Raw genomic sequence first — 24,713 nt, 5'->3', positions numbered from 1 at the left:
ACGGCCCCTTCTCCCCAACCCATCCCCCGCGAGGGGGGAGGGGCATATCGGTCTCTCCCAACACTCCCACTCCCCAGTAGCGGCAAGGCTTTGCGAGGAGCGAAAACATCTCTATACTGGCCACTCCTGCCCTCCCCTCTCGCGTGAGAAGGGTCGTGGGGCGAGATGGGGAATTCGCGGAGCATGCTCCGCGCCCATCGAACGATTCCGGCGTGCCAGCCGGAATGCGCCCTGCAAGAGAGGGAAACGGCCATGACTTTCATGATCGGGGGTGCCTGAAAAAGTCATGACCGTTAGGGCAAATCGTCGATCCTCGCCTCGCCCCCGGTGCGCGGCGCAATCACGCCGAGCCGGTTCTTGAGGGTTTGCGGTTTGCCATCGAAGAGAGCCGCGTAATAGACGGAATTGCTCATCACCTTCTTGACGTAATCGCGGGTTTCGTTGAAGGGAATGGTTTCGGCATAGATGGCGCCTTCCAGCGGCCGCTCGGCACGCCATCTGCGCGCCCGACCAGGGCCGGCGTTGTAGGCAGCCGAGGCGAGCACCGGGTGATTGTCGAGGCTTTCGAGGACCAGGCGCATGTAGGTGGTGCCGAGCAGCACATTGGTTTCGGTATCGTTGACCCTGGCCTGCTGGAAATCCTTGAGACCGATCTTGTTGGCCACCCATTTGGCGGTCGCCGGCATCAGTTGCATCAGCCCGGAAGCACCGACGTTCGATCGGGCGCTGCTGATGAAACGGCTTTCCTGGCGCATCAGGCCATACACCCAGGCGTCGTCCAGCGCCTGATTGCGCGCTGCCGGCCGGACCTGGTCGCCGTAGGGCGCCAGATAGCGCAGCGAGTAGTCGTGCTCGTTACGGGTGCGGTCGGCGGCGGCAATCGCACGGTCGTAATTGCCTGCGCGCACGGCGATTTCGGAGGCCGCGAGGAGTTCCCGGTCGCTCATGCTGCGCAGGGCCCAGCTCCATTCCCGGCTGCCCTCGCTGCGCAGGTTGAGGCGAAAGAAGGCCTGCGCGCGCCGCACACCGGGCATGGCACTGACCTGCGCCAGCTCTTCCCGGCTCGGTGGTGCCGCCTTGGGCGGGGTCATGGTGCTGCGGCCGAGCTCATCATTGGCCAGGGTGCCGTAGAAGTGGGGCTGTCCGGCGATCTTCGCGAACAGCGTGTTGGCGTCTTCCAGGCGGCCGCCAGCGCGGTAGGCGCGACCCAGCCAGTACACCCAGGCGGGTTGTGCGGCCAGCGCCGGCGGCATCTTTTCGATGCTGGCACGAACGCTACCCCAGTCCTGCGCCCGCAGCGCAGCGCGTACCTTCCACTCGGCAGCCTCGTCGGAAAGGGGGGCGTCACCGGCCAGCCGGTACCAATCCATGGCCTCCGGCAGATGCCGCTGTGCCGCCTGCCAGCCGATCTGACTCCATGCCCAGGCCTTTTCACCGGATTTCATCGATCCCCCGATTTTCTCGAGCTGATCGGCGGCCGTCCGCGGATCATTGCGGGCCAGGCGCTGAATCGCCAGTGCCGCCAGCTCGCGCTGCGCGCGACTGCCCGAGAAGTCGCTCGGCAATCGACCCAGCCAGGGGAGTGGTGTATCGACGACCGTCTGTGCCAGCTTCTTTTCCGGCATCTGGCTGGCGGGCAGGTAATTCATCGTATACAGGGCGGCTGCGATCTTGTTGGCCTCGAACTGGCGGCGAATGCGCGCCCATACCGCATCGGCCAGTACCCGCTTGTCGATGATCAGCGCTTCGAGGATCGGATAACAGGGTTCGGGGGGTTCGAGCAGGGTCAGCCAGAGCGGCAGGGCATCGTCGAGGACGCGCGGGTCGCCCTGCACACGCCGGCTCTGCAGTGCCTGGCAGGCAAGTTCCTGGTCGGCTTGCGCCAGGCGCGGATACTCGCTGTCAAAGACCGACCATTGCTGCTTTCTGGCGAGCTGGCGGAGCCAGTCGGTGCGCAGTTTCTCGGCAATGTAGCTGTTTTCGTGGCGGCCGAGGAAGGCCTGCACGGTCGCCGGATCGCTGTCCTTGAGGTCCGGGAGGAGCTGCCAGTATTCGACGTAGGCTTCGAGTTCATGGCCCTGCAGCAAAGGCGCCAGTCGTTCGAGTTTGGCCCGGTCGCCGGCGCGTGCAGCGTCGCGTGCGGCCAGGAACTGCTCGTCGGGCGTCAGCGCGAAGGCCAGGGTGGGTGCCAGAAACAGGGGGATGAGGATGAGCAGGATCGACTGACGGAACTTCATCAAAAACTAACTCCGGTTTGAAACCTCCCCCTTCAGGGGGTTAGTTCATTTGGGAGAGGGGTAACCCGTTCCCAATTCGCCCCCCTTTAGGGGCGTGGATTGAAACATGATAAGCTGGGTTTCTCGAAAAACACTGCATTTGAGCATATCACATGACCGCCGGGTTGATGCCGGGAATCGTTGCCGACCGGCGTGCGCTGCGCAAGGAACTGATCGCGCGTCGGCTGGCCTTGCCGGACGACGCCTGGGATGACCATTGCCGACGCATCCGTGCGCTCCTGCAAGCCGGTTTTCCACAGTTCTCGGGAATGCGCGTCGGTTTCTGCTGGCCGTTCAGGAAGGAACCCGACCTCCGGCCGCTGATTGCAGACTGGGCCGGCGAGGGTCGGCCAGGTTTCGCGGCGCTGCTGCCGGTGGTGATCGATGAACACCGGGCGCTGGCTTTTCGCGCCTGGTCGCCAGACACGGCGATGGTCGTCGACCAGCATGGCATCCCGGCGCCAGAGGCAGGTGATTTTCTGATCCCGCAAGCCTTGCTGATCCCGGTGAATGGCTTCGATGCCGCCGGCCATCGCATCGGCTACGGCGGCGGCTACTTCGACCGCACGCTGGCCTCGCTCTCGCCGCGTCCGCTGGCGGTTGGCGTCGGTTTTGAACTGGCCCGGCGGGATTCGATCCACCCCGAACCGCATGACCAGCGGCTCGACGTGATGGTCACCGAAGATGGAATCTTTTTCCCCTCGCCAGGCGCCGCAATGGCTCGGCCGGCAGCCGGCCCAGTGGCAGCATGACTGGTGAGCGGCGAAGGGTGAGGTTGTTCATTTGAACATGCTGATCAAATCTTCCCGCAGATCGCTGTACTCGTCATCCTGCAGCCCCAGATGATCGAGTACTCGTGCGCCGATCATTCCCCAGCGGCTGTTGCCGCGCATGAAAAAGTAATCGTCATGAAAATGTTTGGCCATGGCGTTGATCGCGATCAGGGTCAGCGCCTGCGGGTTGACGCTGTCCTTGTCGTCAAAGACCAAGGGATCATGATGGTGGAGAATGCCTTCGCAGATCGCCTCGGGCAGGAACCAGCCCTTGGCCACCAGGTAGCCAACGGTCGCATGGTCGGTCGCATGCCGCTCATCTTCCACGGCGGTCAATGGCCGGGAGCTGTCCTTGTCCGCCAGCGCCAGAGTCTGCCGGTAATCCGGGAATTTCTGCATCAGGATCGGAATGCCCACGTCGTGGAACAGTCCGAAGCAGTAGGCGTCGTCGCGAGGCCCTCTGGGGATCGTCGATGCGATGTAACTGGCAATACCGGCAACTTTTTCGGCACTGTCCCAGAAACGTTCCAGCGACGGCTCCTTGCCACCCACGGCAGCCCTCAAAACCAATCCGGTAACGATCTGCGCAGCGGCTTTCATGCCCAGCAGGCTCACTGCCTGGGCGACCGAGCTGATTTTTCTGGACAGGCCGAAGAAAGGGGAATTCACCGTTTTGAGCACGGCTGCCGAGAGGCCGACGTCGCCGACGACCAGACGCACGATGACCCGCGGTTCCGGGTCGCCTTTCTTGAGTTCGTTCTGGAGATGGAGCAGGGCCTGCGGTCTGGCGGGGATCGTGATTCCCTTCAGGGTTTTCTCAATCACCTCGACTGGAATCAACTTCGCCATTTTTTTCCTTCTTTGATTTTTGATAGATCAACAAGGTACTCCACTCCGCTGTGCTCAGCAATGCCACGCACCGATGCCGCCCGCCCCCGTTCCGGCTGCGGCAAGCCGAAGTCAGCACGGCGCGCCCGTTATAATCCAGGGCTGCCTTGTCGGGAAACCCTTCGCCATGTCCGATCTGCTCGCCAACCTCAATGCGCCACAGCTGGCTGCCGTCACGCTGCCAGCGCAACATGCCCTGATTCTTGCCGGTGCCGGCAGCGGCAAGACGCGCGTCCTGACCACGCGCATCGCCTGGCTGATCTCGACCGGGCAGGTCGGGCCGCAGGGCATCCTGGCGGTGACTTTCACCAACAAGGCGGCCAGGGAAATGCAGTTGCGGCTCGCGGCGATGCTGCCGATCAACACGCGCGGCATGTGGATCGGCACCTTTCACGGTCTCTGCAACCGCCTCCTGCGCGCGCACTGCCGCGAGGCCGGGCTGCCCGCGCAGTTCCAGATTCTCGATGCGGTGGACCAGTTGGCAGCGATCAAGCGCCTGCTGAAGAACCTCAATGTCGACGACCAGAAGTTTCCGCCACGCGAGCTGATGCACTTCATCAACGCGCACAAGGAACAGGGCCTGCGCGCTGCCCAGGCCGAAGCCTATGACGTCTTCACCAGCCGCCGGGTCGAGCTGTATACCGAATATGAAGCGCAGTGCCGGCGCGAAGGGGTGGTCGACTTCGCCGAACTGTTGCTGCGCTCGTACGAACTGCTGCAACGCAACGAGCCGCTCTGCCAGCATTATCAGGCGCGTTTCCGGCATATCCTGGTCGATGAATTCCAGGATACCAACCGCCTCCAGTATGCCTGGCTGAAGCTGCTCGCCGGACACGGCAGCGTCATTCCGGCAAGTAGTGCGGCCTGTCTCTTCGCGGTCGGCGACGACGACCAGTCGATCTACGCCTTCCGCGGCGCCGAGATCGGCAATATGCGCGACCTGCAGCGCGAATTCGCGTTGCCGAACGTGATTCGGCTCGAACAGAACTACCGCTCGCATGGCAATATCCTCGACGCCGCCAATGCCCTGATTCAGCAGAACCGCGGTCGGCTGGGCAAGAAGCTCTGGACCGAAGCCGGTGCTGGCGAACCGATCCGTGTCTTCGAGGCGCACTCGGACATCGACGAGGCGCGTTTCATCGTCGACGAGCTGTCCGAACTCGTCCGCGAAGGGGTTGAACGCCATCAGATCGCCCTGCTGTATCGCTCCAACGCACAGTCACGCGTCCTCGAACACCAATTATTCACTCAGGCGGTGCCCTATCGCGTGCATGGCGGCCTGCGCTTCTTCGACCGGCAGGAGATCAAGCATGCGCTGGCCTACCTGCGCCTGATCGCCAACCCCGATGACGATACGGCTTTTACACGGGTGGTCAACTTTCCGACGCGCGGGATCGGCAGTCGCAGCCTCGAAGCGTTGCAGGATGCGGCGAAGCAGACGAATTCAAGCCTCTACAACGCGGCCGCGAGCCTCGCCGGCAAGGCCGGGAGCGCAGTGGCCCGATTCGTACGCCTGATCGAGACGCTGCGCAACGAAACCCGCGCTCTTCCCCTGCCGATCGTGATCGATCAGTTGATCGACAAGAGCGGCCTGCGCCAGCATTACCTGACCGACAAGGAAGGCCATGACCGACTCGAGAACCTCGACGAACTGATCAACGCCGCGACGGCTTTCCTGCACGAAGAGAGTGGCTCTCCAGGCGATTCAGCGAGTGATGGCGAAGTCGTGCCGGATGGCGGTCCGCTTGCTTCCTTTCTCGCGCACGCCTCGCTGGAGGCCGGCGAGCATCAGGCCGGCGAAGGCGAGGAGGCGGTCCAGTTGATGACCGTGCATGCCGCCAAGGGACTCGAGTTCGATGTGGTCTTCATCACTGGCCTCGAACAGGGTCTTTTTCCGCACGAGAACGCGGCACAGGAGCGCGACGGCCTGGAGGAGGAAAGGCGACTGATGTACGTTGCCCTGACGCGTGCCCGCCGCCGCCTCTATCTGAGCCACGCGCAGACGCGCCTGCTGCACGGGCAGACGCGCTACTGTCTGCCTTCGTCCTTTCTCGAAGAGCTGCCGGCAACGCTGTTGCGCAGGATCAACCGCGGCAGCGGCCAGGTACCCGCCCGTCCGACCAGCAGTCCCGGCTGGCAGGCACCGACCGCGGCCGGTGGTCTACGGATCGGCCAGAACGTGCGCCATGCCCGGTTCGGGGCCGGGGTCATCGTGGCCATCGAAGGGTCGGGGCCCGAAGCACGCGTGCAGGTCAATTTTGGTGCCGGCGGGATGAAGTGGCTGGTGATCGAGTACGCCCGACTGACGCCGGCCTGACGAGCCAGGCATCGTCGCCACGACCTTGATCCTTCATCATTCGGGGGCATTCTTCGCGATGACCCATGGTGAAGAAAACGGTGGATATCTGGCCTCTTTACCCACCGATTGTGTGGATAAGTCTGTGGACCACCGGTCGCTCAGGGGGTCAGATGGCAGACCGCAAGGGCTTTTTTGCGCTTGCCTAAGAAGCGGGCGCCACACTAGACTGTCGCGTTACGTCAGATCAGGAGATCACCATGCCATTTGCCATTCGTATGCACCGCACCGGTGGGCCCGAAGTCCTGTGTTGGGAAGAGCGTGAAGTCACCGATCCGGCGCCTGGAGAGGCGCGCGTGCGCCACCAGGCCGTCGGTCTCAACTACATCGACATCTATCATCGCAGCGGTCTTTATCCGCTGCAGTTGCCGAACGGCCTCGGTCTGGAAGCTGCGGGCGTCGTCGACGCCGTCGGCGCCGGCGTCAGCGAACTGCGCCCCGGCGATCGCGTCGCTTACGCCGGCGGGCCGGTCGGCGCCTATAGCCAGGTCCGCTGTCTGCCCGCCGACCGTCTGCTGAAATTGCCGGACACGATTGATTTCCGCACCGCGGCGGCGATGATGTTGCAGGGTCTGACCAGCGCCTATCTGCTGCGCCGTACCTATCGCGTTCAGGCCGGTGACACCGTGCTGATTCATGCCGCGGCCGGCGGTGTCGGTCTGATCGCCTGCCAGTGGGCCAAGGCACTCGGTGCCACCGTGATCGGTACGGTGTCGACCGCGGCCAAGGCGGCGCTGGCTGCCGCGCACGGTTGCGACCACGTGATCGACTACACGCGCGAGGACTTCGCCCGGCGGGTCCGCGAAATCACCGTCGGTGAAGGCGTGGCCGTGGTCTACGACGGAGTCGGCAAGGAGACCTTTGCCGGTTCGCTCGACAGCCTGCGCACCTGCGGGATGCTGGTCAGCTTCGGCAACGCCTCCGGTCCGGTACCGCCCTTCGACCCGCTGCTGCTCTCGCAGAAGGGTTCGCTGTTTCTGACCCGGCCGACCCTGATGCATTACACCGCCAAGCGCGAGGATCTGCTCGCGCTCGGCGCCCAGTTGTTCGACGTGGTCAGCAATGGGCAGGTGAAAATCGAGATCAACCAGACTTACCCCCTGTCGGAAGTGGCGCAGGCGCATCGTGACCTCGAAGCGCGCAAACATAGCGGATCGACCATCCTGCTGCCCTGATGCCGCGTTTGCGCGCCCGGCTGGTTGCCCTCCGCTATCTGCTGGCGACGGCCTGGCCGATCGTCCTGATCACGGCGATCGGTCTGGCCGTCGCCTACCAGTTCGTCGCGCCCGAGCCACCCCGACGCATCACCATCACCACCGGCAGCGACTCCGGAGCCTATTATGCCTACGCCCAGCGCTACGCCGTCCTGCTGGCGGCCAAGGGCATCACGCTCGACATCCTGACTTCGGCGGGTTCGCACCAGAACCTCGAACGGATCGAAAAGGGTGAGGCCGACATCGCCTTCGTGCAGGGCGGCATCGTTCCACCGGCCGCTGGCGAGGACGACGAGGATGGCCCGCTGCGTTCACTGGGCAGCGTTTCCTACGAGCCGGTGTGGGTGTTCTATCGCGGAGCACAACGTGTCGACAAACTGCATCAACTGGCGGGTCAGCGAATCGCCGTCGGGGAGGACGGCAGCGGTATCCGCGGGCTCGCGCTGAGCCTGCTGGAAGCCAACGAGATCCCGGCCAACAGCCCGAACCTTTTGCCGATTGCCGGCCTCACCGCCGCCGAAGCCTTGCAGCAGGGACAGATCGATGCCGCTTTCATCGTTGCTGCCCAGGAAGCGCCGGTCGTGCAGGTCATGCTGCGTTCGCCGGGCCTGCGGGTCGTCAGCCTGAGCCAGGCCGAAGCCTATCTGCGCCGTTTCCCGTTCCTTTCGAAGATCGTGCTGCCACGCGGCGTCGTCGATCTGGTGCGCGATGTGCCGCCGCGCGATACCCTGCTGCTGGCGACCACGGCCAACCTCATCGTTCGCGACGACCTGCATCCGGCGCTGGCGAGCCTGCTGTTGCAGGCGATGACCGAAGTCAACGGCAAGGGCGGCTTTTTCCAGCGTGCCGGCGAATTCCCGGCCTATAAGGACCACAGCTTTCCGCTGTCGAAAGACGCCGAGCACTATTACAAGTCGGGGCCGCCGTTTTTGCAGGTGTATCTGCCTTTCTGGCTGGCGGTGCTGGTCGAGCGCCTGTTCGTGATGGTTCTGCCGCTGTTGATGTTGTCGCTGCCGCTGTTGAAGTTCGCACCGGCGATCTATAGCTGGCGGGTGCGCGCGAAGATCTTTCGCTACTACGGTGACCTGAAGTTCCTCGAAAACGATCTGCGTCATCACTATGACCCGGCTCGCCACCAGCAGTACGTGGACCATCTCGATCATATCGACGAGGGGGCCAGCGTGCTCAATATTCCACTGGCCTTCAGCGATCTGCTTTACACTCTGCGCGAGCACATCAACCTGGTGCGTGCAGAGCTTCGCCGGCTCGCTACGAACCATGACAAGGACAATGAAGAATGAAATCCTTCCTGATTGCGAATCCCAAGGGCGGGTCGGGGAAATCGACACTGGCCATCAATCTGGCCGGCCATCTCGCGCGCAGTGGCCACCGCGTGATGCTCGGCGACGTCGATCGTCAGCAGTCGTCGCGGGAATGGCTGCGCTTGCGGCCATCGATCCTGCCGCCGATTCGTAGCTGGGAAATCGAGCCCGGAAAAACCGCCAAACCTCCGAAAGGCACCACGCATGTGGTTCTCGACACGCCGGCAGGGATGCACGGCAAAGCGCTCGACACCGTCGTCAAACAGGTCAACCGGGTCATCGTTCCGGTGCAACCCTCGCTGTTCGACATTCTCGCGGCAGGCCATTTCCTGGAGACGCTGCTGGCCGAGAAAGCGGTACGCAACGAACAGGCGTTCGTTGCCGTGGTCGGCATGCGCGTCGACCCGCGTACCCGAGCCGCCGCCGAGCTTGAGCGCTTTCTCGCAAAATACGACCTGCCGGTCCTGACCCATCTGCGCAATACGCAACTCTACGTGCAGACAACGATGCACGGGATGACCATGTTCGACCTGTCGGCATCGCGTGCGGCGAAAGATCTGGAGCAATGGCAGGCGATCATCGACTGGGTGAACGCTTAATGTGAAAGTCGCGCCAGCGACTCACGAATCTCCCCTCCCCCTCGTGGAGGAGGGTCGGGGGTGAGAGGGGGAATTCGCGGAGCCTGCTCCGCGCCCATCGAAAGATTCCGGCGTGCAAGCCGGAATGCGCCCTACAAGGGAGGGAAGCGGTCATGACTTTCATGATCGGGGGTGCCTGGAAAAGTCATGACCGTTTGGTACGCCGCCATAGGACCAAGGAGACGAATACTTGCACTGGATCGCCCCCACCGAAAAAGACGCCGCCTCCACTTCGCTTGAAAAGCGCCTGTGGGATGCCGCCGACCAGTTCCGAGCCAACTCCGGCCTCAAGGCGCAGCAATACTCCGGCCCGATCCTCGGCCTGATCTTCCTGCGCTTTGCCGAGGTGCGCTTTGCCGCCCGGCGCAAGAAGCTGGAGGCCGCCGGCGCCTCCTCCCGCCGGGGCAGCCGCGTCGATGAACCGGCCGCCTACCACGCCGACAACGTGCTCTACCTCGCCCCCGAGGCGCGCTTCGACTTTCTCCTGACCCTCCCCGAAGTGGCCGACATTGGCGGCAAGGTCAACGCGGCGATGCGCGAGGTCGAGAAGCACAACCCGCAACTCGCCGGTGTGCTGCCCAAGACCTTCAACCTCTTCACCGGCACCCTGCTCAAGGAGCTGCTCAAGAAGATCTCCGAGATCCCGGCCACGCTCGACTTCGACGCCTTCGGCCGCATCTACGAATACTTCCTCGGCGAGTTCGCCATGAGCGAGGGCCAGGGCGGCGGCGAGTTCTACACCCCCGCCAGCATCGTGCAGCTGCTCGCGCAGGTAATCGAGCCCTACCACGGCCGCATCCTCGACCCCGCCTGCGGCTCGGGCGGCATGTTCGTGCAGTCGGCGCGCTTCGTCGCCGAGCACCACCAGAACCCGGCCGCCGAGCTGGCCATCTGCGGCGTCGAGAAGACCGACGAGACCGGCCGCCTCGCCCGCCTCAACCTCGCGGTGCACGGGCTGGAGGGCGACATCCGCCACGGCGGCAACGTCAACAGCTACTACGACGACCCGCACGCAGCCACCGGCCAGTTCGACTTCGTGCTCGCCAATCCGCCCTTCAACGTCAACGCGGTCGACAAGGAACGGCTCAAGGACATGGTCGGCGCGGGCCGCCGCTTTCCCTTCGGCCTGCCGCGCACCGACAACGCCAACTACCTCTGGATTCAGCTCTTTTACTCGGCGCTCAACGCCAAGGGTCGCGCCGGCTTCGTCATGGCCAACTCGGCCTCGGACGCCCGCGCAAGCGAAGCCGAGCTGCGGCAGAAGCTGATCGAGGCGCAGGCGGTCGATGTGATGGTCGCCGTCGGCCCCAACATGTTCTACACCGTCACGCTGCCCTGCACACTGTGGTTTCTCGACCGGGGCAAGGCGAAGACGAAGCGTGCCGACACCGTGCTGTTCATCGACGCCCGCCACATCTACCGGCAGGTAGACCGCGCCCACCGCGACTGGACGCCCGCGCAGATCGGCTTCATTGCCAACCTGGTTCGCCTCTATCGCGGCGAAGCGCCCGACCTGACCGTGGGCGGCGAGGAGACGGCGGCCAAGCTCAAGGAAGTGTTCGGCCAAAATGGAAAAAACTCGCCCGCCTATGCCGACGTGCCCGGCCTGTGCAAGACGGCGACGCTGGCCGAGATCGAAGCGCAGGGCTGGTCGCTCAACCCCGGCCGCTATGTCGGCGTCGCGCCGGGCGAGGCGGTGAGCGACGAGGACTTCAAGACCCAACTGGAAGCGCTGAATGAGGAGCTGGAAGGGCTGAACGCCCAGGCGCGGGAACTGGAAGCGACGATCGCCAAAAATGTTGCGGAGATACTTGAAAAATGAAAACCGAACTTGTTCACAGCTTGACCGAAACCTTCGAAGGCCACGCACAGCAAACCGAGAGCGGCATCGAGTACTGGCTGGCCCGCGACCTCCAGCATTTACTGGGCTATGGCGAGTGGCGCAACTTCAACAACACCGCGATTTCCAAGGCCAAGACGGCCTGCGAAGTCTCGGGACACCTGGCCAGCGACCATTTTGTTGGCGTCACCAAAATGGTTGACCTCGGCTCCGGCAGCCAGCGCGAAATCGAAGACTTCATGCTCACGCGCTACGCCTGCTACCTGATCGCCCAGAACGGCGATTCGCGCAAAGCCGAAATCGCCTTCGCCCAGACCTACTTCGCCGTCCAGACCCGTCGTGCCGAACTGATCGAGCAACGCCTGCTCGAAACCGAGCGTATCAGCGCGCGCAAGAAGCTCAGCGCCACCGAAAAGGAACTCTCTGACGTCATCTTTGAACAGACCGGCGGCGAGCAGAATTTCGCACTGATCCGCAGCAAGGGCGATCATGCCCTGTTCAACAAGAATACACAGGCGATGAAGGCGCAATGGAAAGTGCCCGACAACCGTCCGCTGGCCGACTTTGCGCCGACGATCATCCTCAAGGCCAAGGACTTCGCCACCGAAATCACCATCTTCAACGCCCGCGAACACCGCATGAAAAGCGAGTCCGCCATCGCAAGGGAGCATGTCGCCAATCACCAGGCCGTGCGCAACACCTTGCTCGAACGCGGCATCCGCCCCGAGACCTTGCCACCGGCCGAAGATGTGAAGAAGGTCGAGCGGCGGTTGGCATCTGAAGAGAAGAAGTCCCTCAAGAACCCGGATGCACTGTCGCCGGAGGAATGAGGGGTGAGCGCAGTGCTGAACGCCCAGGCGATGGAACTGGAACAGACCATCGCCGCGAATGTGGCGGGGATTTTGGGGGCGTGATGATGAGCGCCGCACCATCAGAACGCACAGCAATCGGTGACCTGCCGCCGGGATGGAGAATCATGACGGTCAGCGATTTTGCCGCCAAGGTTGGAAGCGGCGCGACGCCGCACGGTGGCAAATCTGTTTATCTGACGCAGCGGGCGTCTCACGCACTCATTCGGAGCCAACACGTCTTCGACCGGTACTTCGACAACGTGGGCCTCGCCTTCATCTCCGAAGAGCATTCCCGCGAGTTGCGGAATGCTGAAGTCCGCTCGGGAGACGTGCTTCTCAACATCACCGGGGACGGCGTCACTTTCGCTCGCGCGTGTATTGTTCCCGACGAAATCCTCCCGGCGTGCGTCAACCAGCACGTATCAATCATTCGCGTAAATCGTGAGGTTTGCGAACCAGGCTACTTGCTTTCGTTTCTGACTCACCCGCTTGCGAAACGATACATGGAGTCTTTCAACACAGGCGGCAGCAGACGTGCGCTAACCAAGGGTCACATTGAGTCGTTTGAAGTCCCACTTCCCCCCCTCCCCATCCAGCGCCGCATCGCGGGCATCCTGTCGGCCTACGACGAGCTGATCGAAAACAGCCAGCGGCGCATCAAGATTCTGGAGGCGATGGCCCGCGCCCTCTACCGCGAGTGGTTCGTCCACTTCCGCTTCCCCGGTCACGAATCCCTCCCCCGAGTTCCGTCTCCCCTCGGCGAGATTCCGCAGGGGTGGGAGGTGAGTGCGTTCACGGAACTCGCAGAAGTGTTGAGCGGTGGCACGCCTAAGACTGATGTTGCCGAATATTGGAACGGTGAAATCCCATTCTTCACGCCGCGCGATGTGCCTGACTGCTTCTACGTTCAAGACACAGACAAGCACGCCACCGCACTCGGACTCTCGAAGTGCTCGAGTGAACTCTACCCGCCCGACACCGTGTTCATCACTGCACGCGGCACGGTCGGCAAAGTCGCGCTTCCGTCCGTGCCAATGGCGATGAACCAGTCATGCTATGCACTGCGCGGCAAGAGCGGCATTGCGCAGCGATTCCTCTTTCTGATGACGCTACAGCAGGTGGACTACCTGAAAACAAACGTCGGTGGCGCGACGTTCGACACCATCATTGTGGACACATTCCGCCGGATGGAGGTCGTAAAGCCGCCCCGGGAACTCGTTGCACGCTTTGCTAGCAAATCAGACGCCGTGTTTGATCAAGTAAACACACTCCAACGCCAAATCCAAAACCTCCGCCGCACCCGCGACCTGCTGCTGCCGCGCCTGCTCTCCGGCCAGATCGATGTGGAGGCGACGCCTCAAGGGGGGGCGTCATGAGAAGCACCGGCAAGAAGCCCTACGCAAATCCCCTCACCACCGATGCCGCATTCGGCGAAGTGGTGGGGCTGATCCGTGCGGCGCGGCAGCGGGCCGTTCAGGCCGTCAACACGGAGCTGATCGACCTCTACTGGCGTATCGGCAAGTATCTCCATGAGCGAATCCGGGCCGATGGCTGGGCGAAGGGAACCGTCGAGCAACTGGCCGACCACATTGCGCGAACCGAACCGGGTCTGCGCGGTTTTTCGGCGCAGAACCTGTGGAGAATGCGGCAGTTTTTCGAGGCCTACCCGAATCCGGAGAAACTCTCAACACTGTTGAGAGAATTGCCTTGGTCGGCGCATCTGCATCTTCTCAGCCGGGCAAAGCGACCGGAAGAACGAGAGTTTTATCTCGGGATGGCGGCACAGCAACGCTGGTCGGTGCGTGAATTGGCGCGACAGATCGACAGCGGGTTGTTTGAGCGGGCGCTCCTCGATCCGCCAAAAGTCTCAACGGCGTTGAGAGCAATGCATCCGCAGGCCGAGCAACAGTTCAAGGATGCCTACCTGCTGGATTTTCTGTCACTACCGGACCCGCATTCCGAGGCCGACCTGCACCGCAGTCTGCTGATGAACCTGGGGCGCTTCCTGACCGAACTGGGCCGGGACTTTTGCTACATCGGTTCCGAATACCCCATCCAGGTGGGCGGGCAGGATTTCGCGCTCGACCTGCTCTTCTTCCATCGCGGCTTGAATTGTCTGGTGGCGGTGGAACTCAAAGTGACCGCTTTCGCACCCGAGCACCTCGGCAAGCTCAATTTCTATCTCGAAGCGCTGGATCGTGACGTGCGCAAGCCGCACGAAAATCCCGCGATCGGCCTGTTACTCTGCGCCTCGAAAGACAGCAAAGTGGTGGAGTATGCACTGAACCGCACCTTGTCACCGGCCCTGATCGCCGAATACCAAACCCACCTGCCCGACAAAAAACTGCTCGCCGCCAAGTTGCACGAGTTCTATGCGTTGCAGGATGCCACGGCAGCGCTTCCCTCGACCAAGCGGAAGCTTCGGAAGATGACAGGAAAGAAGACACCATGAGCCCCCACGCCTACACCGAAGACCAGCTCGTCGAGCAGCCCGCCATCGGGCTGTTGGCGGCGCTCGGCTGGCAGACGCTGTCGGCGATGGAGGAGACCTTCGGTACGGGCGGCACTTCATCTTCAACATTGGGCCGCGAGACCAAGGGCGAGGTGGTGCTGACGGATCGCCTGCGGGCGGCGCTCACGAAGCTCAACCCCGGCCTGCCGCTTGAGGCGATCCAGACCGCCATCGACGAACTCGCCCGCGACCGCTCGGCGATGAGCCTCCCGGCCGCCAACCGCGAGATCTACCGGCTGCTCAAGGACGGCATCCCGGTCTCCGTCCCGGATCGCGAGCGCGGCGGGCATGATCGTGGACAGTGGACCGAGCGCCTGCGCGTGGTGGATTGGGCGCAGCCGGAGCAGAACGACTTCCTGCTGGTCAGCCAGCTCAGCGTGGTGGGCAGTCTCTACACCTGCCGTCCCGATCTGGTGGGTTTCGTGAACGGCCTGCCGTGGGTGGTGATCGAGCTGAAGAAGCCCGGCGTGCCGGCGCGCTCGGCCTTCGACAAGAACCTGACCCACTACCAGCAGGAGATCCCGCAGCTCTTCTGGTTCAACGCCTTCCTCATCGCCAGCAACGGCACCGACAGCCGCGTCGGCTCGCTCACCGCCGACTGGGAGCGGTTCTTCGAATGGAAGCGGATCGAGCGCGAGGACGAGCCGCGCCGCGTGTCGCTGGAGGTGATGCTGCGCGGCACCTGCCTGCCGCAACGCCTGCTCGACCTGGTGGAGAACTTCACGCTCTTCTCCGAGCACAAGGCCGGGCTGGTGAAGGTACTCGGCCAGAACCACCAGTTTCTCGGCGTGAACAACGCTGTTCGCAAGATGCTGGAGGCGCGCCAGCTCGGCCACGGGCGCGGCGGCGTGTTCTGGCAGACGCAGGGCAGCGGCAAGAGTTTTTCGATGGTGTTCTTCGCGCAGAAGGTGCTGAGGAAGCTCGCCGGCAACTGGACCTTCGTGGTGGTCACCGACCGGGTGGAGCTGGACGAGCAGATCGCCAAGACCTTCAAGACCGTGGGCGCGGTCAGCGAGGCCGAGGGCGACCCGTGCCACGCGGCCAGCGGCGCGCATCTGCGCGAGTTGTTGCGCGGCAACCACCGCTATGTGTTCACGCTGGTGCACAAGTTCGGGTCTGGCCAAACCCGGCCCGAGGCGCTGACCGACCGCTCGGAGGTGATCGTACTGACCGACGAGGCGCACCGCAGCCAGTACGACACGCTGGCGCTGAACATGCGCGCCGCGCTGCCCAAAGCGATGTTCCTGGCCTTCACCGGCACGCCGCTGATCGCTGGCGAGGAGCGCACCAGGGAGGTCTTCGGCGACTATGTGTCGATCTACGACTTCCAGCAGTCGGTGGAGGACGGCGCGACGGTGCCGCTGTTTTACGAAAACCGCACGCCCGAGTTGCAACTCGTTAATCCCGACCTCAACGACGACATCTACCGCCTGATCGAGGACGCCGACCTCGACGCCGAGCAGGAGGAGAAGCTCGAGAAGGTGCTTGGGCGGCAATATCACCTGATCACCCGCGACGACCGGCTGGAAACGGTGGCGCAGGACATCGTGCGGCACTTTCTTGGCCGCGGCATGTTGGCCAATGCGGTGGGCAAGGCGATGGTGGTGGCCATCGACAAGGCCACGGCGCTGCGCATGCACGACAAGGTGAAGGCGCATTGGGCCGCCGAGACCGCGCGGGTTCGGGAGGCTCTGGGCCGCTACGACCTGTCCAGGGCCGGGCGGGAGCCGCTCAAGCAACGCCTTGAGGTGCTGACCACCACCGACATGGCGCTGATCGTTTCGCCGGGACAGAACGAGATCGCGCAGATGAAGAAGCTCGGCCTCGACATCGGGCCGCACCGCAAGCGCATGAATGAGTCGCAACCGGGCCTCGACGAGAAGTTCAAGGACCCCGCCGACCCGCTGCGACTGGTGTTCGTCTGCGCCATGTGGCTGACCGGCTTCGATGCGCCGAGCTGTTCGACGGTCTATCTCGACAAGCCGATGCGCAACCACACGCTGATGCAGACGATTGCCCGCGCCAACCGGGTTTTCCCCGGCAAGCACAGCGGCGTGATCGTGGACTACGCCAACGTGTTCGCCTCGCTGGAGAAGGCGCTGGCGATCTACGGCGCCGGCAAGGGCGGCACGAATCCGGTGCAGGACAAGGCGCGGTTGGTCGCCGCGCTGTGCGAAGCGGTGGCGGCGGCCACGGCGTTCTGCCTGGCGCACGGCGTGGACCTCGCGGCGATGGAAGCCTTGCCGGTGGGCAGCATGCAGCGGCTTGCCGCCGTCGAGAACGCGATCAACGCACTGATCGGTCCCGACACCCTGCGCCGTGAATTCTTCGGCCACGAGAAATTCGTCGGCACGCTCTATCGCGCCGTGCAGCCCGACCCGGCGGCCATCGAGTTCTCCGTGCGTGTGTCCGGCATCGCCATGCTGGCGGCGGCCATCCGCGCCAAGCGCAGCCCCAGCCCGCCCGACATCGCCACGATCCTCGGACAGATTTCCGGCCTGCTGGATGAGTCCATCACCGGCCTGACGATCCGCGAAGGCGGGCCGCCCGCCATCGACCTGTCGAAGATCAACTTCGAGGCGCTGGCGCAGCGCTTCAAGGCGTCGAAGCACAAGAACACCGACCTCGAGGCGCTGAAGGCAGCGATCCAGGCCAAGCTCGAGAAGTTGGTCCGCCTGAACCGCACCCGCACCGACTTCGCCGAGAAGTTCGAGGCGCTGATCGAGAGCTACAACAGCGGCAGCCGGAACATCGAGCAACTTTTCGAGGAGCTGCTCAAGCTGTCGAACAGCCTCGACGACGAACAGGAGCGCCACGTCCGCGAAAACCTCACCGAAGAAGAACTGGTCATCTTCGACATCCTGACGCGCCCTGCGCCGGAGCTGAGCGCCGCCGAGCGCGACGAGGTCAAGAAGGTGGCCAAGGATCTGCTCGCTCGCCTCCAGACCTTGCTGGTACTCAACTGGCGGCAGAAGTCGGCGGCGCGCTCGTCGTTGAAGCTGGCGATCGAGGACACGCTTGACAACCTTCCAGGAGGCTACGACCGACCGCTCTATGCACAGAAGTGCGCCGCCCTTTTCGAGCATGTATATGAGAGCTACCCGGAAAGGAATGCAGGGGTTTACGCGGAGGCGGCATGAGCGCACTGGCGGGCGGGCTCACGACTAACGGTCGTGACTTTTTCAGGCGCTCCACGATCATGAAGGTTATGACCGTTTCCCTCCCTTGCAGGGCGCATTCCGGCTTGCACGCCGGAATCGTTCGATGGGCGCAGAGCAGGCTCTGCGAATTCCCCATCTCACCCCCCGACCCCTCCCACGGCCCGCGCTGCATCGCGGGCCGGCTACGGCGGCGCGGAGCAGTGCTCCGCAAAACCCCGCCTGCGCCCCCGCGAGGGGAGAGGGGAGATTCGTGAGTCGCTGACGCGACTTTCACATTTCGCTTCGACTCATCCAGTCCGACAAGCGGCTAGGCGCCCGTCAAGGGCCAGCGCGGCCGCACCGCAAAGGCGCCGGGCAGCTTGCCTGCTCCCCCGGCCTGGAGACGCAAGGCCCCGGCCAGCGCGATCATCGCGCCGTTGTCGGTACAGAACTCGAGCTCGGGGTAGAAGACGGTAACCCCTGCAGCCAGGGCGTGTGCATCGAGCTGGCGACGCAGTTCGCGGTTGGCGCCGACGCCACCAGCCACCACCAGTTGCTGCAGGCCGCAGACTTTCACCGCACGCAGCGCCTTGCTGACCAGAACCTCGACAATCGCGTCCTGAAATCCGCGCGCAATGTCCGCCCGCTGCTGATCGCTGATCGTCGCCAACTCGCGCACCTTGACCAGCACGGCGGTTTTCAGACCGCTGAAGCTGAAATCGAGGTCCGGGGATTGCAGCATCGGACGTGGCAGCTTCACCTGCCCGGGCCGGCCGGTATCCGCCAGTGCGGCCAGCGCCGGGCCACCTGGATAGCCGAGACCGAGCAGTTTGGCGGTCTTGTCGAAAGCTTCGCCGGCGGCGTCATCGAGGGTTTCGCCCAGCAACTCGTATGCGCCGACGCCGGTCACCCGCATCAACTGGCTGTGACCCCCCGAAACGAGCAGGGCGACAAAGGGAAAGCGCGGCGGCTTGCTCGACAACAACGGCGACAGCAGGTGGCCTTCGAGGTGATGCACCGGCACGGTCGGCACACCGAGCGCGGTCGCCAGCGCTTCGGCAAACGCCGCACCCACCAGCAGGGCGCCCGCCAGGCCCGGTCCCTGCGTGTAGGCGATGGCATCGAGTTCGGCCAGAGAACAGTTGCTATCGGCCAGCACCTGGCGCAGCAGCGGGACGAGTCTTTGGATATGATCGCGCGACGCGAGTTCGGGGACCACCCCGCCGAAGTCGGCATGCAGGCACACCTGCGAGTGCAGGGCGTGCGCGAGCAAGGCACCGCCAGCGTCGGTGCTGTACAGCGCCATACCCGTTTCGTCACAGGAAGATTCGATGCCGAGAACCCGCATGGGCAGCATTCTACTCCAGCCGGTATGCTAACGTCAGTTCGGGATAAGCGAAGTTTCGGAGATCCGGCGGAAATCCCGCAAAGGAAGCTTGGGTTTTTTGGGGAAAAGGCAGTAGGCGACGAGGCCGGCGAGCATCCCCGTACAGTTGCCCTGCACGACCTTCCCTTCACCTACCTGCAGCCCTGCGCCTGGAAGACAATACCAGGGCCATCGAGGCAATCGCCAACAATCCAGGAATACCGGGCTCCGGCACCGGCGCAGAGCCCTCCACCCTGACCGCACGCATGCCATCTAAGGAACTCATGCCCTGCCAGAACCATTGGACGTCATCGCTGGCGTTGATCAGTTCGAGTTCCAGAGTCATCCCCCCGCCAGCAAAGGCAAACGGTGCGGGCAAGGTCAGGTCGTAACGGTACAGATCGAAGCCGTCGACAACACCTTCCAGGACACTCGTTGGTATGGCGCCTTGCGCGATGCCTTCGAGCCTGACAGAGAACGAGTCGTCGACAGGGGAACCCCCATCGTAGTAGCCCCACCAGGAGATCCGGTTTATCGAGGCCGGGCCCAGGGTCAAGTCCGCCACATAGGGCGGAGTGCTGTTGTCGGCCTGCTGGCCAACAGCGATGGTCGCCGGCAAATGCTCGACGAGCACCGCCGCAGAAACGTTGGTGGCAAGCAATGCGCAGCCCAGGAGCAACATGCTGCGGGATTGGCGAAAGATGGCGAGTGGCTGCATGTGATTTCCAGTTCCTTTGATGTACGCCAGCGCAAGAACTGCGCCGACATGACGATGGCTATATCGAAGATGGCTATATGATATCGATTGGTAGCAGAGGCACCGTTAGCGCGCCCCTTGTACGCGCTAACCGGCAAGCGCCTCGGTAAGGGGAATACCGACAAGCGGCACCTGAAAGTCGATCTTGTCGACCATGAAGTCACTGCCATGCCTGTTCCCCGAGGCGTCCGTGGTCACCGCCGATGCGAAGCTGCCATCGGCCTGGGCATAGCCGCCATACACGAAGTTGCTGCCATCGTAGACGCCCGCACTGAGTTCGATGGCACTGAAGGCCGTGTCCGATGTCAGCGTGACCACCATAGTTCCGGTGGTGCCGCTGGCGTGGAAGCTGGTTTCCGTCACGACCTTGCCAGCCGCGTCGAGCAACCGCAAGAGACCACTCTCGACAAATGGGCTACCATCGTCCTGAGTAAACAGACGAGACAGATGGACGGTCAGAGCGGTCGCGCTCTGGGCGAGATCAAAACGGAGAGCTTCCTTCCCGTCGATTTCCTGCCGCACCGAGCTGGTGGCTGCCGACTGCCCGCTGACTCCCAGATCGCCGGCATAAACATCACCACCGGCAAGCGATTGCGGACTAAGCCCGGTCAACCGGACCGTGCTCCAGTTCTCCGCAGCATTGGTCTGGTCAGCCTTGTGGGTAATGGCCGAGACGATTTCATTGTTGGTCCAGGCCGCAGCCCATTGCCCCCCCGCCCCCGACTGACGATCCGGTGCGTTGCCAACGCTCAGAGTCTTGGTGGGTGTCGCCACGACGCTGAGCTTGACCGTCCCCACCGCCGAGCCACCAAAGCCGTCGCCGATCGTGTACGTGAAGCTGGTGGTGCCGGTGAAACCGGTTGTCGGCGTGAAGTCGAAGTGACCGTCGGCGAACGGTGACAGGGTGCCCTGCAGGCCGGTGATATTGACCAGGATGACGTTCAGCGGGTCGCCGTCGGCGTCGCTGTCGTTGGCCAGCAATCCCGGCGCGGCAATGTTCAGCGTCCGGTTGGCGTAGACCGTGTAGCTGTCGTTGCCGGCCACCGGGACGCTGTTGGCCACGACGTTGATCGTGGCCGTGGCGGTCGCCGAACCGCCCAGGCCGTCGCCGATCGTGTACGTGAAGCTGGTGGTGCCAGCGAAACCGGTCGTCGGCGTGAAGCTGAAGTGACCGTCGGCGAAGGGTGACAGGGTGCCCTGCAGACCGGTGACATTGACCAGGGTGACATTCAGCGGGTCGCCGTCGGCGTCGCTGTCGTTGGCCAGCAATCCCGGCACGGCCACGTTCAGCGCCTGGTTCGGGCGGATGCTGTAGCTGTCGTTGCGGGCGACCGGCGCACTGTTCACGACGTCGATGGTGACCGTCCCCACCGCCGAGCCACCGAAGCCGTCGCCGATCGTGTACGTGAAGCTGGTGGTGCCGGTGAAACCGGTCGTCGGTGTGAAGTCGAAGTGACCGTCCACGAAGGGTGACAGGGTCCCTTTCAGGCCGGTGATATTGACCAGGGTGACGTTCAGCGGGTCGCCGTCGGCGTCGCTGTCGTTGGCCAGCAGTCCCGGCGCAGCAATGTTCAGCGTCCGGTTGGTGTGGACCGTGTAGCGGTCGTTGCCGGCCACCGGAGCGCTGTTGACCACGTTGATCGTGGCCGTAGCGGTCGCCGATCGCGTACGTGAAGCTGGTGGTGCCAGCGAAACCGGTCGTCGGCGTGAAGCTGAAGTGACCGTCGGCGAAGGGTGACAGGGTGCCCTGCAGACCGGTGACATTGACCAGGGTGACATTCAGCGGGTCGCCGTCGGCGTCGCTGTCGTTGGCCAGCAATCCCGGCGCAGCCACGTTCAGCACCTGGTTCGGGCGGATGTTGAAGGTGTCGTTGCGGGCGACAGGTGTGTTGTTCACCGCCATGGCGTTCTCCGTTGATTATTGCCCCCAGGGCATATAAGCAATAACCATTCCATGTTCTTTAAAACAACGACTTGATCGATTCTCTGACGAGTGGCGTCCAGCCGCATGTAAAATTTTTCGACACCGGAAGAGCAGCCGTACACCGGTGCCATGGCTCGTTACGGCGAACACCCGGTTACGAAAAATGACGCTCGGCGTCATCGGCCGGCGTCGATGTTGAGCCAGATCTGTGCGTCGAATGTTCGGTCGGGTAGTCGACCAAGGCCTGCAGCGCATTCGTGTAGGCCACCTGCTGCTGGCTGACCTCGTGCTACCTAACGAAAGCTCTGGGGCGCTGCGCAGCTTTATCGCGCAGCGTCCCTTGGAGCGAAGAGTTGGGCAAGCGAATGGCAAGTAGCCAGCGCTTGCTGAGTGGCGAACGGAAGCGGTCTCGGGCAAGGCGCCAGCCGCCACGAGGCCGCGACCGGCAACCGCCACGGTGGGCAGTGCGGTGTCCCAGGGTCAGGCCGTCGGCCGCGACCGTGCACGCTCAAGAATTTTCCCCCGGCACCGCCAGCGTCGGTGCTGTACAGCGCCATACCCGTTTCGTCACAGGAAGATTCGATGCCGAGAACCCGCATGGGCAGCATTCTACTCCAGTCGGTATGCTATCTTCTCGCCATCGACACCCGCACGGAAACACCCCATGGCCCACCCCGCTTCTGCGTCAACCTCTGCGCCGACCTCTGCGCCGACCGCCCCCCACACGGTGCGCGGCGCCTGCCCGCACGATTGCCCGGATACCTGCGCGCTCGACATCACCGTCAGCGATGGCCGCGTCGTCAAGGTCGCCGGTGCGGCCGATCACCCGCCGACGGCCGGCGTGCTGTGTACCAAGGTCGCTTTCTACCCCGAGCGCATCCACCACCCCGAGCGCCTGCTGTACCCGGCGCGCCGGATCGCCGCCAAGGGTCCGGGAGCAAGATTCGAGCGCATCTCCTGGGAGGAGGCGCTGGCGACGATTGCCGATCGCTTCCGCCAGATCACGGCCACAGACGGCGCCGAGGCGATTGTTCCCTACAGCTATGCCGGCAACTCGGGAATGCTCGGTTACGGTTCGATGGACCGCCGCTTCTTCCACCGTCTCGGCGCCTCGCAACTCGACCGGACGATCTGCGCCAGTGCCGGCGCGATGGGTTACCGGGCAACCATCGGTGCTAGCGTCGGGTTCGACGCCGAAAACGTCGTCGACGCGCGCCTGATCATTCTCTGGGGAACCAACAGCGTGGTCTCCAACCTGCACTTCTGGCGTCTGGCGCAGGAGGCGAAGCGGCGCGGCGCGCGCCTGATTGCCATCGATCCCTGCCGCACCCCCACCGCCGACAAGTGCGACCAGCACCTCGCGCTGCTGCCGGGAACCGACAGCGCGCTGGCGCTCGGATTGATGCACGTACTGATTCGCGACGATCTGCTCGACCACGACTACATCGCCCGCTACACGCTCGGCTTCGACGCGCTCAAGCAACGCGTGCTGGAATACCCGCCGGAGCGGGTCGCGGCGATCTGCGGCATCGGCACCCAGGAGATTGAAAACCTCGCGCACGCCTACGGCAGCACCCGGCCAGCAGCGATCCGGACCAATTACGGCATCAACCGCACCGCTGGCGGCGGCATGGCGCTGCGCAGCGTCGCCTGCCTGCCGGCGCTGACCGGTGCCTGGCGGGACGCAGCGGGTGGCGTGCTGCTCTCCAGCTCCGGCAATTATCCGGTCGACACCGCGGCCCTCGAACGACCGGACCTGATGCCGACGCCGGCGCCGCGAACGGTCAACATGAGCACCCTCGGCCACGCGCTGCTGCGCGCGCAACCGCCGATCAAGGCGCTGTTCGTGTACAACAGCAATCCGCTCGCAGTGGCCCCGCAGTCGGCCGAGGTGGAACGCGGCCTGGCTCGCGACGACCTGTTCACCGTCGTTCATGACCTTTTCCAGACCGATACCGCCGACTACGCCGACCTGCTGCTGCCGGCCACCAGCCACATGGAACAGCTCGACATCCACAAGTCTTACGGGCATCTGTACCTGCAGGTTAACCAGCCGGCGATCGCACCGCTCGCTGAAGCGCTGCCGAACACCGAACTGTTCCGCCGTCTGGCCCGGCAAATGGGTTTCAGCGAAGCCTGCTTCGCCGACAGCGACGAGGACCTGTGCCGCCAGGCTTTCGACTGGAGCGATCCGCGCCTCGCCGGGCTGTCGTGGGAAAAGCTCAGAACCGCAGGTCACGCCCGCCTCAATCTGCCACCTGGCGAAGCGCCGTTCGCAGAGGGCGGTTTCCCGACCCCTTCAGGGAAATGCGAGTTTTTCAGCGAAATGCTCGCCGGTGCAGGACTCGACCCTCTGCCGACTTTCATCGAACCGCACGAATGGCGAAACAGTCCGCTGGCAGCACAATTCCCGCTGGCGCTGATCACGCCACCGGCGCGCAACTTCCTGAACACCAGCTTTGCCAACTCGCCACGCTTTCTGGCGCAGGAAAAATCGCCCGCCCTCCACATCCATCCGGTCGACGCCGCGGCACGCGGCATTGCCAACGACAGCCCGCTACGCATCCATAACCACCGTGGCGAATTCCGCGCCCGCGCCGTCGTCAGCGACCGCATCCGTCCGGGCGTCGCCATGGCCACCTCGATCTGGTGGCGCAAACTTTCGCCCGACGGACGCAACTGCAACGAGGTCACCAGCCAGGCACTGACCGAGATGGGCGGTGGAGCGACCTTCTACGACTGCCTGGTCGAAGTCGAACGGGGGTAGCCGCAGGGCGGCCGGAAGGATTGACGGCCACCACGCTGCTCGGACAAACTCTCGGAAGTGCCCTCCTCCCCTCCCACACAAACACATCG

16 protein-coding genes and 1 pseudogene are annotated in these 24,713 nt (G+C 63.7%); 11 read left to right on the top strand and 6 right to left on the bottom strand.

From position 1 onward, the window contains the following. Positions 1 to 293: 293 nt before the first annotated feature. Entirely contained in the window at positions 294 to 2,237 is a 1,944-nt protein-coding gene (locus V5B39_RS12075; RefSeq protein WP_332343142.1) for a lytic transglycosylase domain-containing protein, read from the bottom strand. 152 nt (positions 2,238 to 2,389) lie between these two features. On the opposite strand from V5B39_RS12075, the gene V5B39_RS12070 reads away from it, so the two are divergent. Next, positions 2,390 to 3,028, top strand: coding sequence for a 5-formyltetrahydrofolate cyclo-ligase (locus V5B39_RS12070; RefSeq protein ID WP_332343141.1), 639 nt, complete (start codon positions 2,390 to 2,392; stop codon positions 3,026 to 3,028). Positions 3,029 to 3,055: 27 nt separating this feature from the next. On the opposite strand, the gene V5B39_RS12065 is transcribed toward V5B39_RS12070, so the two are convergent. Then, positions 3,056 to 3,898, bottom strand: a complete 843-nt coding sequence (locus V5B39_RS12065; protein WP_332343140.1) for an HDOD domain-containing protein — start codon at positions 3,896 to 3,898, stop codon at positions 3,056 to 3,058. Between the two features lie 166 nt (positions 3,899 to 4,064). Between V5B39_RS12065 and V5B39_RS12060 the strand changes: the two genes are divergently transcribed. The 9 genes from V5B39_RS12060 to V5B39_RS12020 all read left to right on the top strand — a co-directional run bounded on the left by V5B39_RS12060 (position 4,065) and on the right by V5B39_RS12020 (position 17,810). Next, the gene (locus V5B39_RS12060) at positions 4,065 to 6,254 is read left to right on the top strand and encodes a UvrD-helicase domain-containing protein (protein WP_332343139.1); all 2,190 of its coding nucleotides are present in this window, start codon (positions 4,065 to 4,067) and stop codon (positions 6,252 to 6,254) included. A 239-nt stretch (positions 6,255 to 6,493) separates the two neighbouring features. After that, complete coding sequence (locus V5B39_RS12055; protein ID WP_332343138.1) at positions 6,494 to 7,468, top strand: quinone oxidoreductase family protein; 975 nt, start codon at positions 6,494 to 6,496, stop codon at positions 7,466 to 7,468. Then, positions 7,468 to 8,808 (top strand): TAXI family TRAP transporter solute-binding subunit, encoded by a 1,341-nt coding sequence (locus tag V5B39_RS12050; RefSeq protein ID WP_332343137.1) that lies wholly within the window; start codon positions 7,468 to 7,470, stop codon positions 8,806 to 8,808. The genes V5B39_RS12055 and V5B39_RS12050 overlap by 1 nt, the downstream gene beginning before the upstream one ends. Next, positions 8,805 to 9,428, top strand: coding sequence for a ParA family protein (locus tag V5B39_RS12045; protein WP_332343136.1), 624 nt, complete (start codon positions 8,805 to 8,807; stop codon positions 9,426 to 9,428). Before V5B39_RS12050 ends, V5B39_RS12045 begins: the two co-directional genes overlap by 4 nt. A gap of 229 nt (positions 9,429 to 9,657) precedes the next feature. After that, positions 9,658 to 11,289 (top strand): type I restriction-modification system subunit M, encoded by a 1,632-nt coding sequence (locus tag V5B39_RS12040; protein WP_332343135.1) that lies wholly within the window; start codon positions 9,658 to 9,660, stop codon positions 11,287 to 11,289. Then, positions 11,286 to 12,137, top strand: coding sequence for a DNA damage-inducible protein D (gene dinD, locus V5B39_RS12035; protein ID WP_332343134.1), 852 nt, complete (start codon positions 11,286 to 11,288; stop codon positions 12,135 to 12,137). The genes V5B39_RS12040 and dinD overlap by 4 nt, the downstream gene beginning before the upstream one ends. A 146-nt stretch (positions 12,138 to 12,283) precedes the next feature. Beyond that, on the top strand, positions 12,284 to 13,534 hold the full coding sequence (locus V5B39_RS12030) for a restriction endonuclease subunit S (RefSeq protein WP_332343133.1): 1,251 nt from the start codon (positions 12,284 to 12,286) through the stop codon (positions 13,532 to 13,534). Beyond that, positions 13,531 to 14,610 carry a PDDEXK nuclease domain-containing protein gene (locus tag V5B39_RS12025; protein WP_332343132.1) on the top strand — a complete coding sequence of 360 codons (1,080 nt, stop codon included), beginning with the start codon at positions 13,531 to 13,533 and terminating at the stop codon, positions 14,608 to 14,610. The genes V5B39_RS12030 and V5B39_RS12025 overlap by 4 nt, the downstream gene beginning before the upstream one ends. Beyond that, a complete protein-coding gene (locus V5B39_RS12020; RefSeq protein ID WP_332343131.1) occupies positions 14,607 to 17,810 on the top strand; it encodes a type I restriction endonuclease subunit R in 3,204 nt (1,067 codons plus the stop codon). Before V5B39_RS12025 ends, V5B39_RS12020 begins: the two co-directional genes overlap by 4 nt. Before the next feature lie 328 nt (positions 17,811 to 18,138). Here V5B39_RS12020 and tsaD read toward each other — a convergent pair whose 3' ends face one another. The 4 genes and pseudogenes from tsaD to V5B39_RS22190 all read right to left on the bottom strand — a co-directional run. After that, entirely contained in the window at positions 18,139 to 19,158 is a 1,020-nt protein-coding gene (tsaD, locus tag V5B39_RS12015) for a tRNA (adenosine(37)-N6)-threonylcarbamoyltransferase complex transferase subunit TsaD (protein WP_332343144.1), read from the bottom strand. A gap of 166 nt (positions 19,159 to 19,324) precedes the next feature. Beyond that, a complete protein-coding gene (locus V5B39_RS12010) occupies positions 19,325 to 19,894 on the bottom strand; it encodes a hypothetical protein (protein ID WP_332343130.1) in 570 nt (189 codons plus the stop codon). A gap of 126 nt (positions 19,895 to 20,020) precedes the next feature. Then, a complete protein-coding gene (locus tag V5B39_RS12005; protein ID WP_332343129.1) occupies positions 20,021 to 21,568 on the bottom strand; it encodes an Ig-like domain-containing protein in 1,548 nt (515 codons plus the stop codon). Between the two features lie 64 nt (positions 21,569 to 21,632). Next, positions 21,633 to 21,836 (bottom strand): annotated as a pseudogene (locus V5B39_RS22190) (Ig-like domain-containing protein); the annotation flags it as partial. A 685-nt stretch (positions 21,837 to 22,521) separates the two neighbouring features. Here V5B39_RS22190 and V5B39_RS12000 point away from each other — a divergent pair. Continuing rightward, positions 22,522 to 24,624, top strand: coding sequence for a molybdopterin-containing oxidoreductase family protein (locus V5B39_RS12000; RefSeq protein ID WP_332343128.1), 2,103 nt, complete (start codon positions 22,522 to 22,524; stop codon positions 24,622 to 24,624). The last annotated feature ends 89 nt before the right edge of the window (positions 24,625 to 24,713 follow it).

The sequence above is a fragment of the Accumulibacter sp. genome (genome assembly GCF_036625275.1).
Lineage (GTDB): Bacteria > Pseudomonadota > Gammaproteobacteria > Burkholderiales > Rhodocyclaceae > Accumulibacter.
The sequence above is the reverse complement of the archived record's forward strand: the minus strand, read 5'-3'. Positions and strand labels throughout refer to the sequence as shown.

What these genes read in the sequence shown, in the direction of transcription:
- V5B39_RS12020 (WP_332343131.1), top strand. Translation starts at nt 14,607, where the DNA reads ATGAGCCCCCACGCCTACACCGAAGACCAGCTCGTCGAGCAGCCCGCC.
- V5B39_RS12070 (WP_332343141.1), top strand. Translation starts at nt 2,390, where the DNA reads ATGACCGCCGGGTTGATGCCGGGAATCGTTGCCGACCGGCGTGCGCTG.
- V5B39_RS12010 (WP_332343130.1), bottom strand. Translation starts at nt 19,894, where the DNA reads ATGCAGCCACTCGCCATCTTTCGCCAATCCCGCAGCATGTTGCTCCTG.
- V5B39_RS12055 (WP_332343138.1), top strand. Translation starts at nt 6,494, where the DNA reads ATGCCATTTGCCATTCGTATGCACCGCACCGGTGGGCCCGAAGTCCTG.
- dinD (WP_332343134.1), top strand. Translation starts at nt 11,286, where the DNA reads ATGAAAACCGAACTTGTTCACAGCTTGACCGAAACCTTCGAAGGCCAC.
- V5B39_RS12000 (WP_332343128.1), top strand. Translation starts at nt 22,522, where the DNA reads ATGGCCCACCCCGCTTCTGCGTCAACCTCTGCGCCGACCTCTGCGCCG.
- tsaD (WP_332343144.1), bottom strand. Translation starts at nt 19,158, where the DNA reads ATGCGGGTTCTCGGCATCGAATCTTCCTGTGACGAAACGGGTATGGCG.
- V5B39_RS12050 (WP_332343137.1), top strand. Translation starts at nt 7,468, where the DNA reads ATGCCGCGTTTGCGCGCCCGGCTGGTTGCCCTCCGCTATCTGCTGGCG.
- V5B39_RS12025 (WP_332343132.1), top strand. Translation starts at nt 13,531, where the DNA reads ATGAGAAGCACCGGCAAGAAGCCCTACGCAAATCCCCTCACCACCGAT.
- V5B39_RS12075 (WP_332343142.1), bottom strand. Translation starts at nt 2,237, where the DNA reads ATGAAGTTCCGTCAGTCGATCCTGCTCATCCTCATCCCCCTGTTTCTG.
- V5B39_RS12030 (WP_332343133.1), top strand. Translation starts at nt 12,284, where the DNA reads ATGACGGTCAGCGATTTTGCCGCCAAGGTTGGAAGCGGCGCGACGCCG.
- V5B39_RS12065 (WP_332343140.1), bottom strand. Translation starts at nt 3,898, where the DNA reads ATGGCGAAGTTGATTCCAGTCGAGGTGATTGAGAAAACCCTGAAGGGA.
- V5B39_RS12060 (WP_332343139.1), top strand. Translation starts at nt 4,065, where the DNA reads ATGTCCGATCTGCTCGCCAACCTCAATGCGCCACAGCTGGCTGCCGTC.
- V5B39_RS12045 (WP_332343136.1), top strand. Translation starts at nt 8,805, where the DNA reads ATGAAATCCTTCCTGATTGCGAATCCCAAGGGCGGGTCGGGGAAATCG.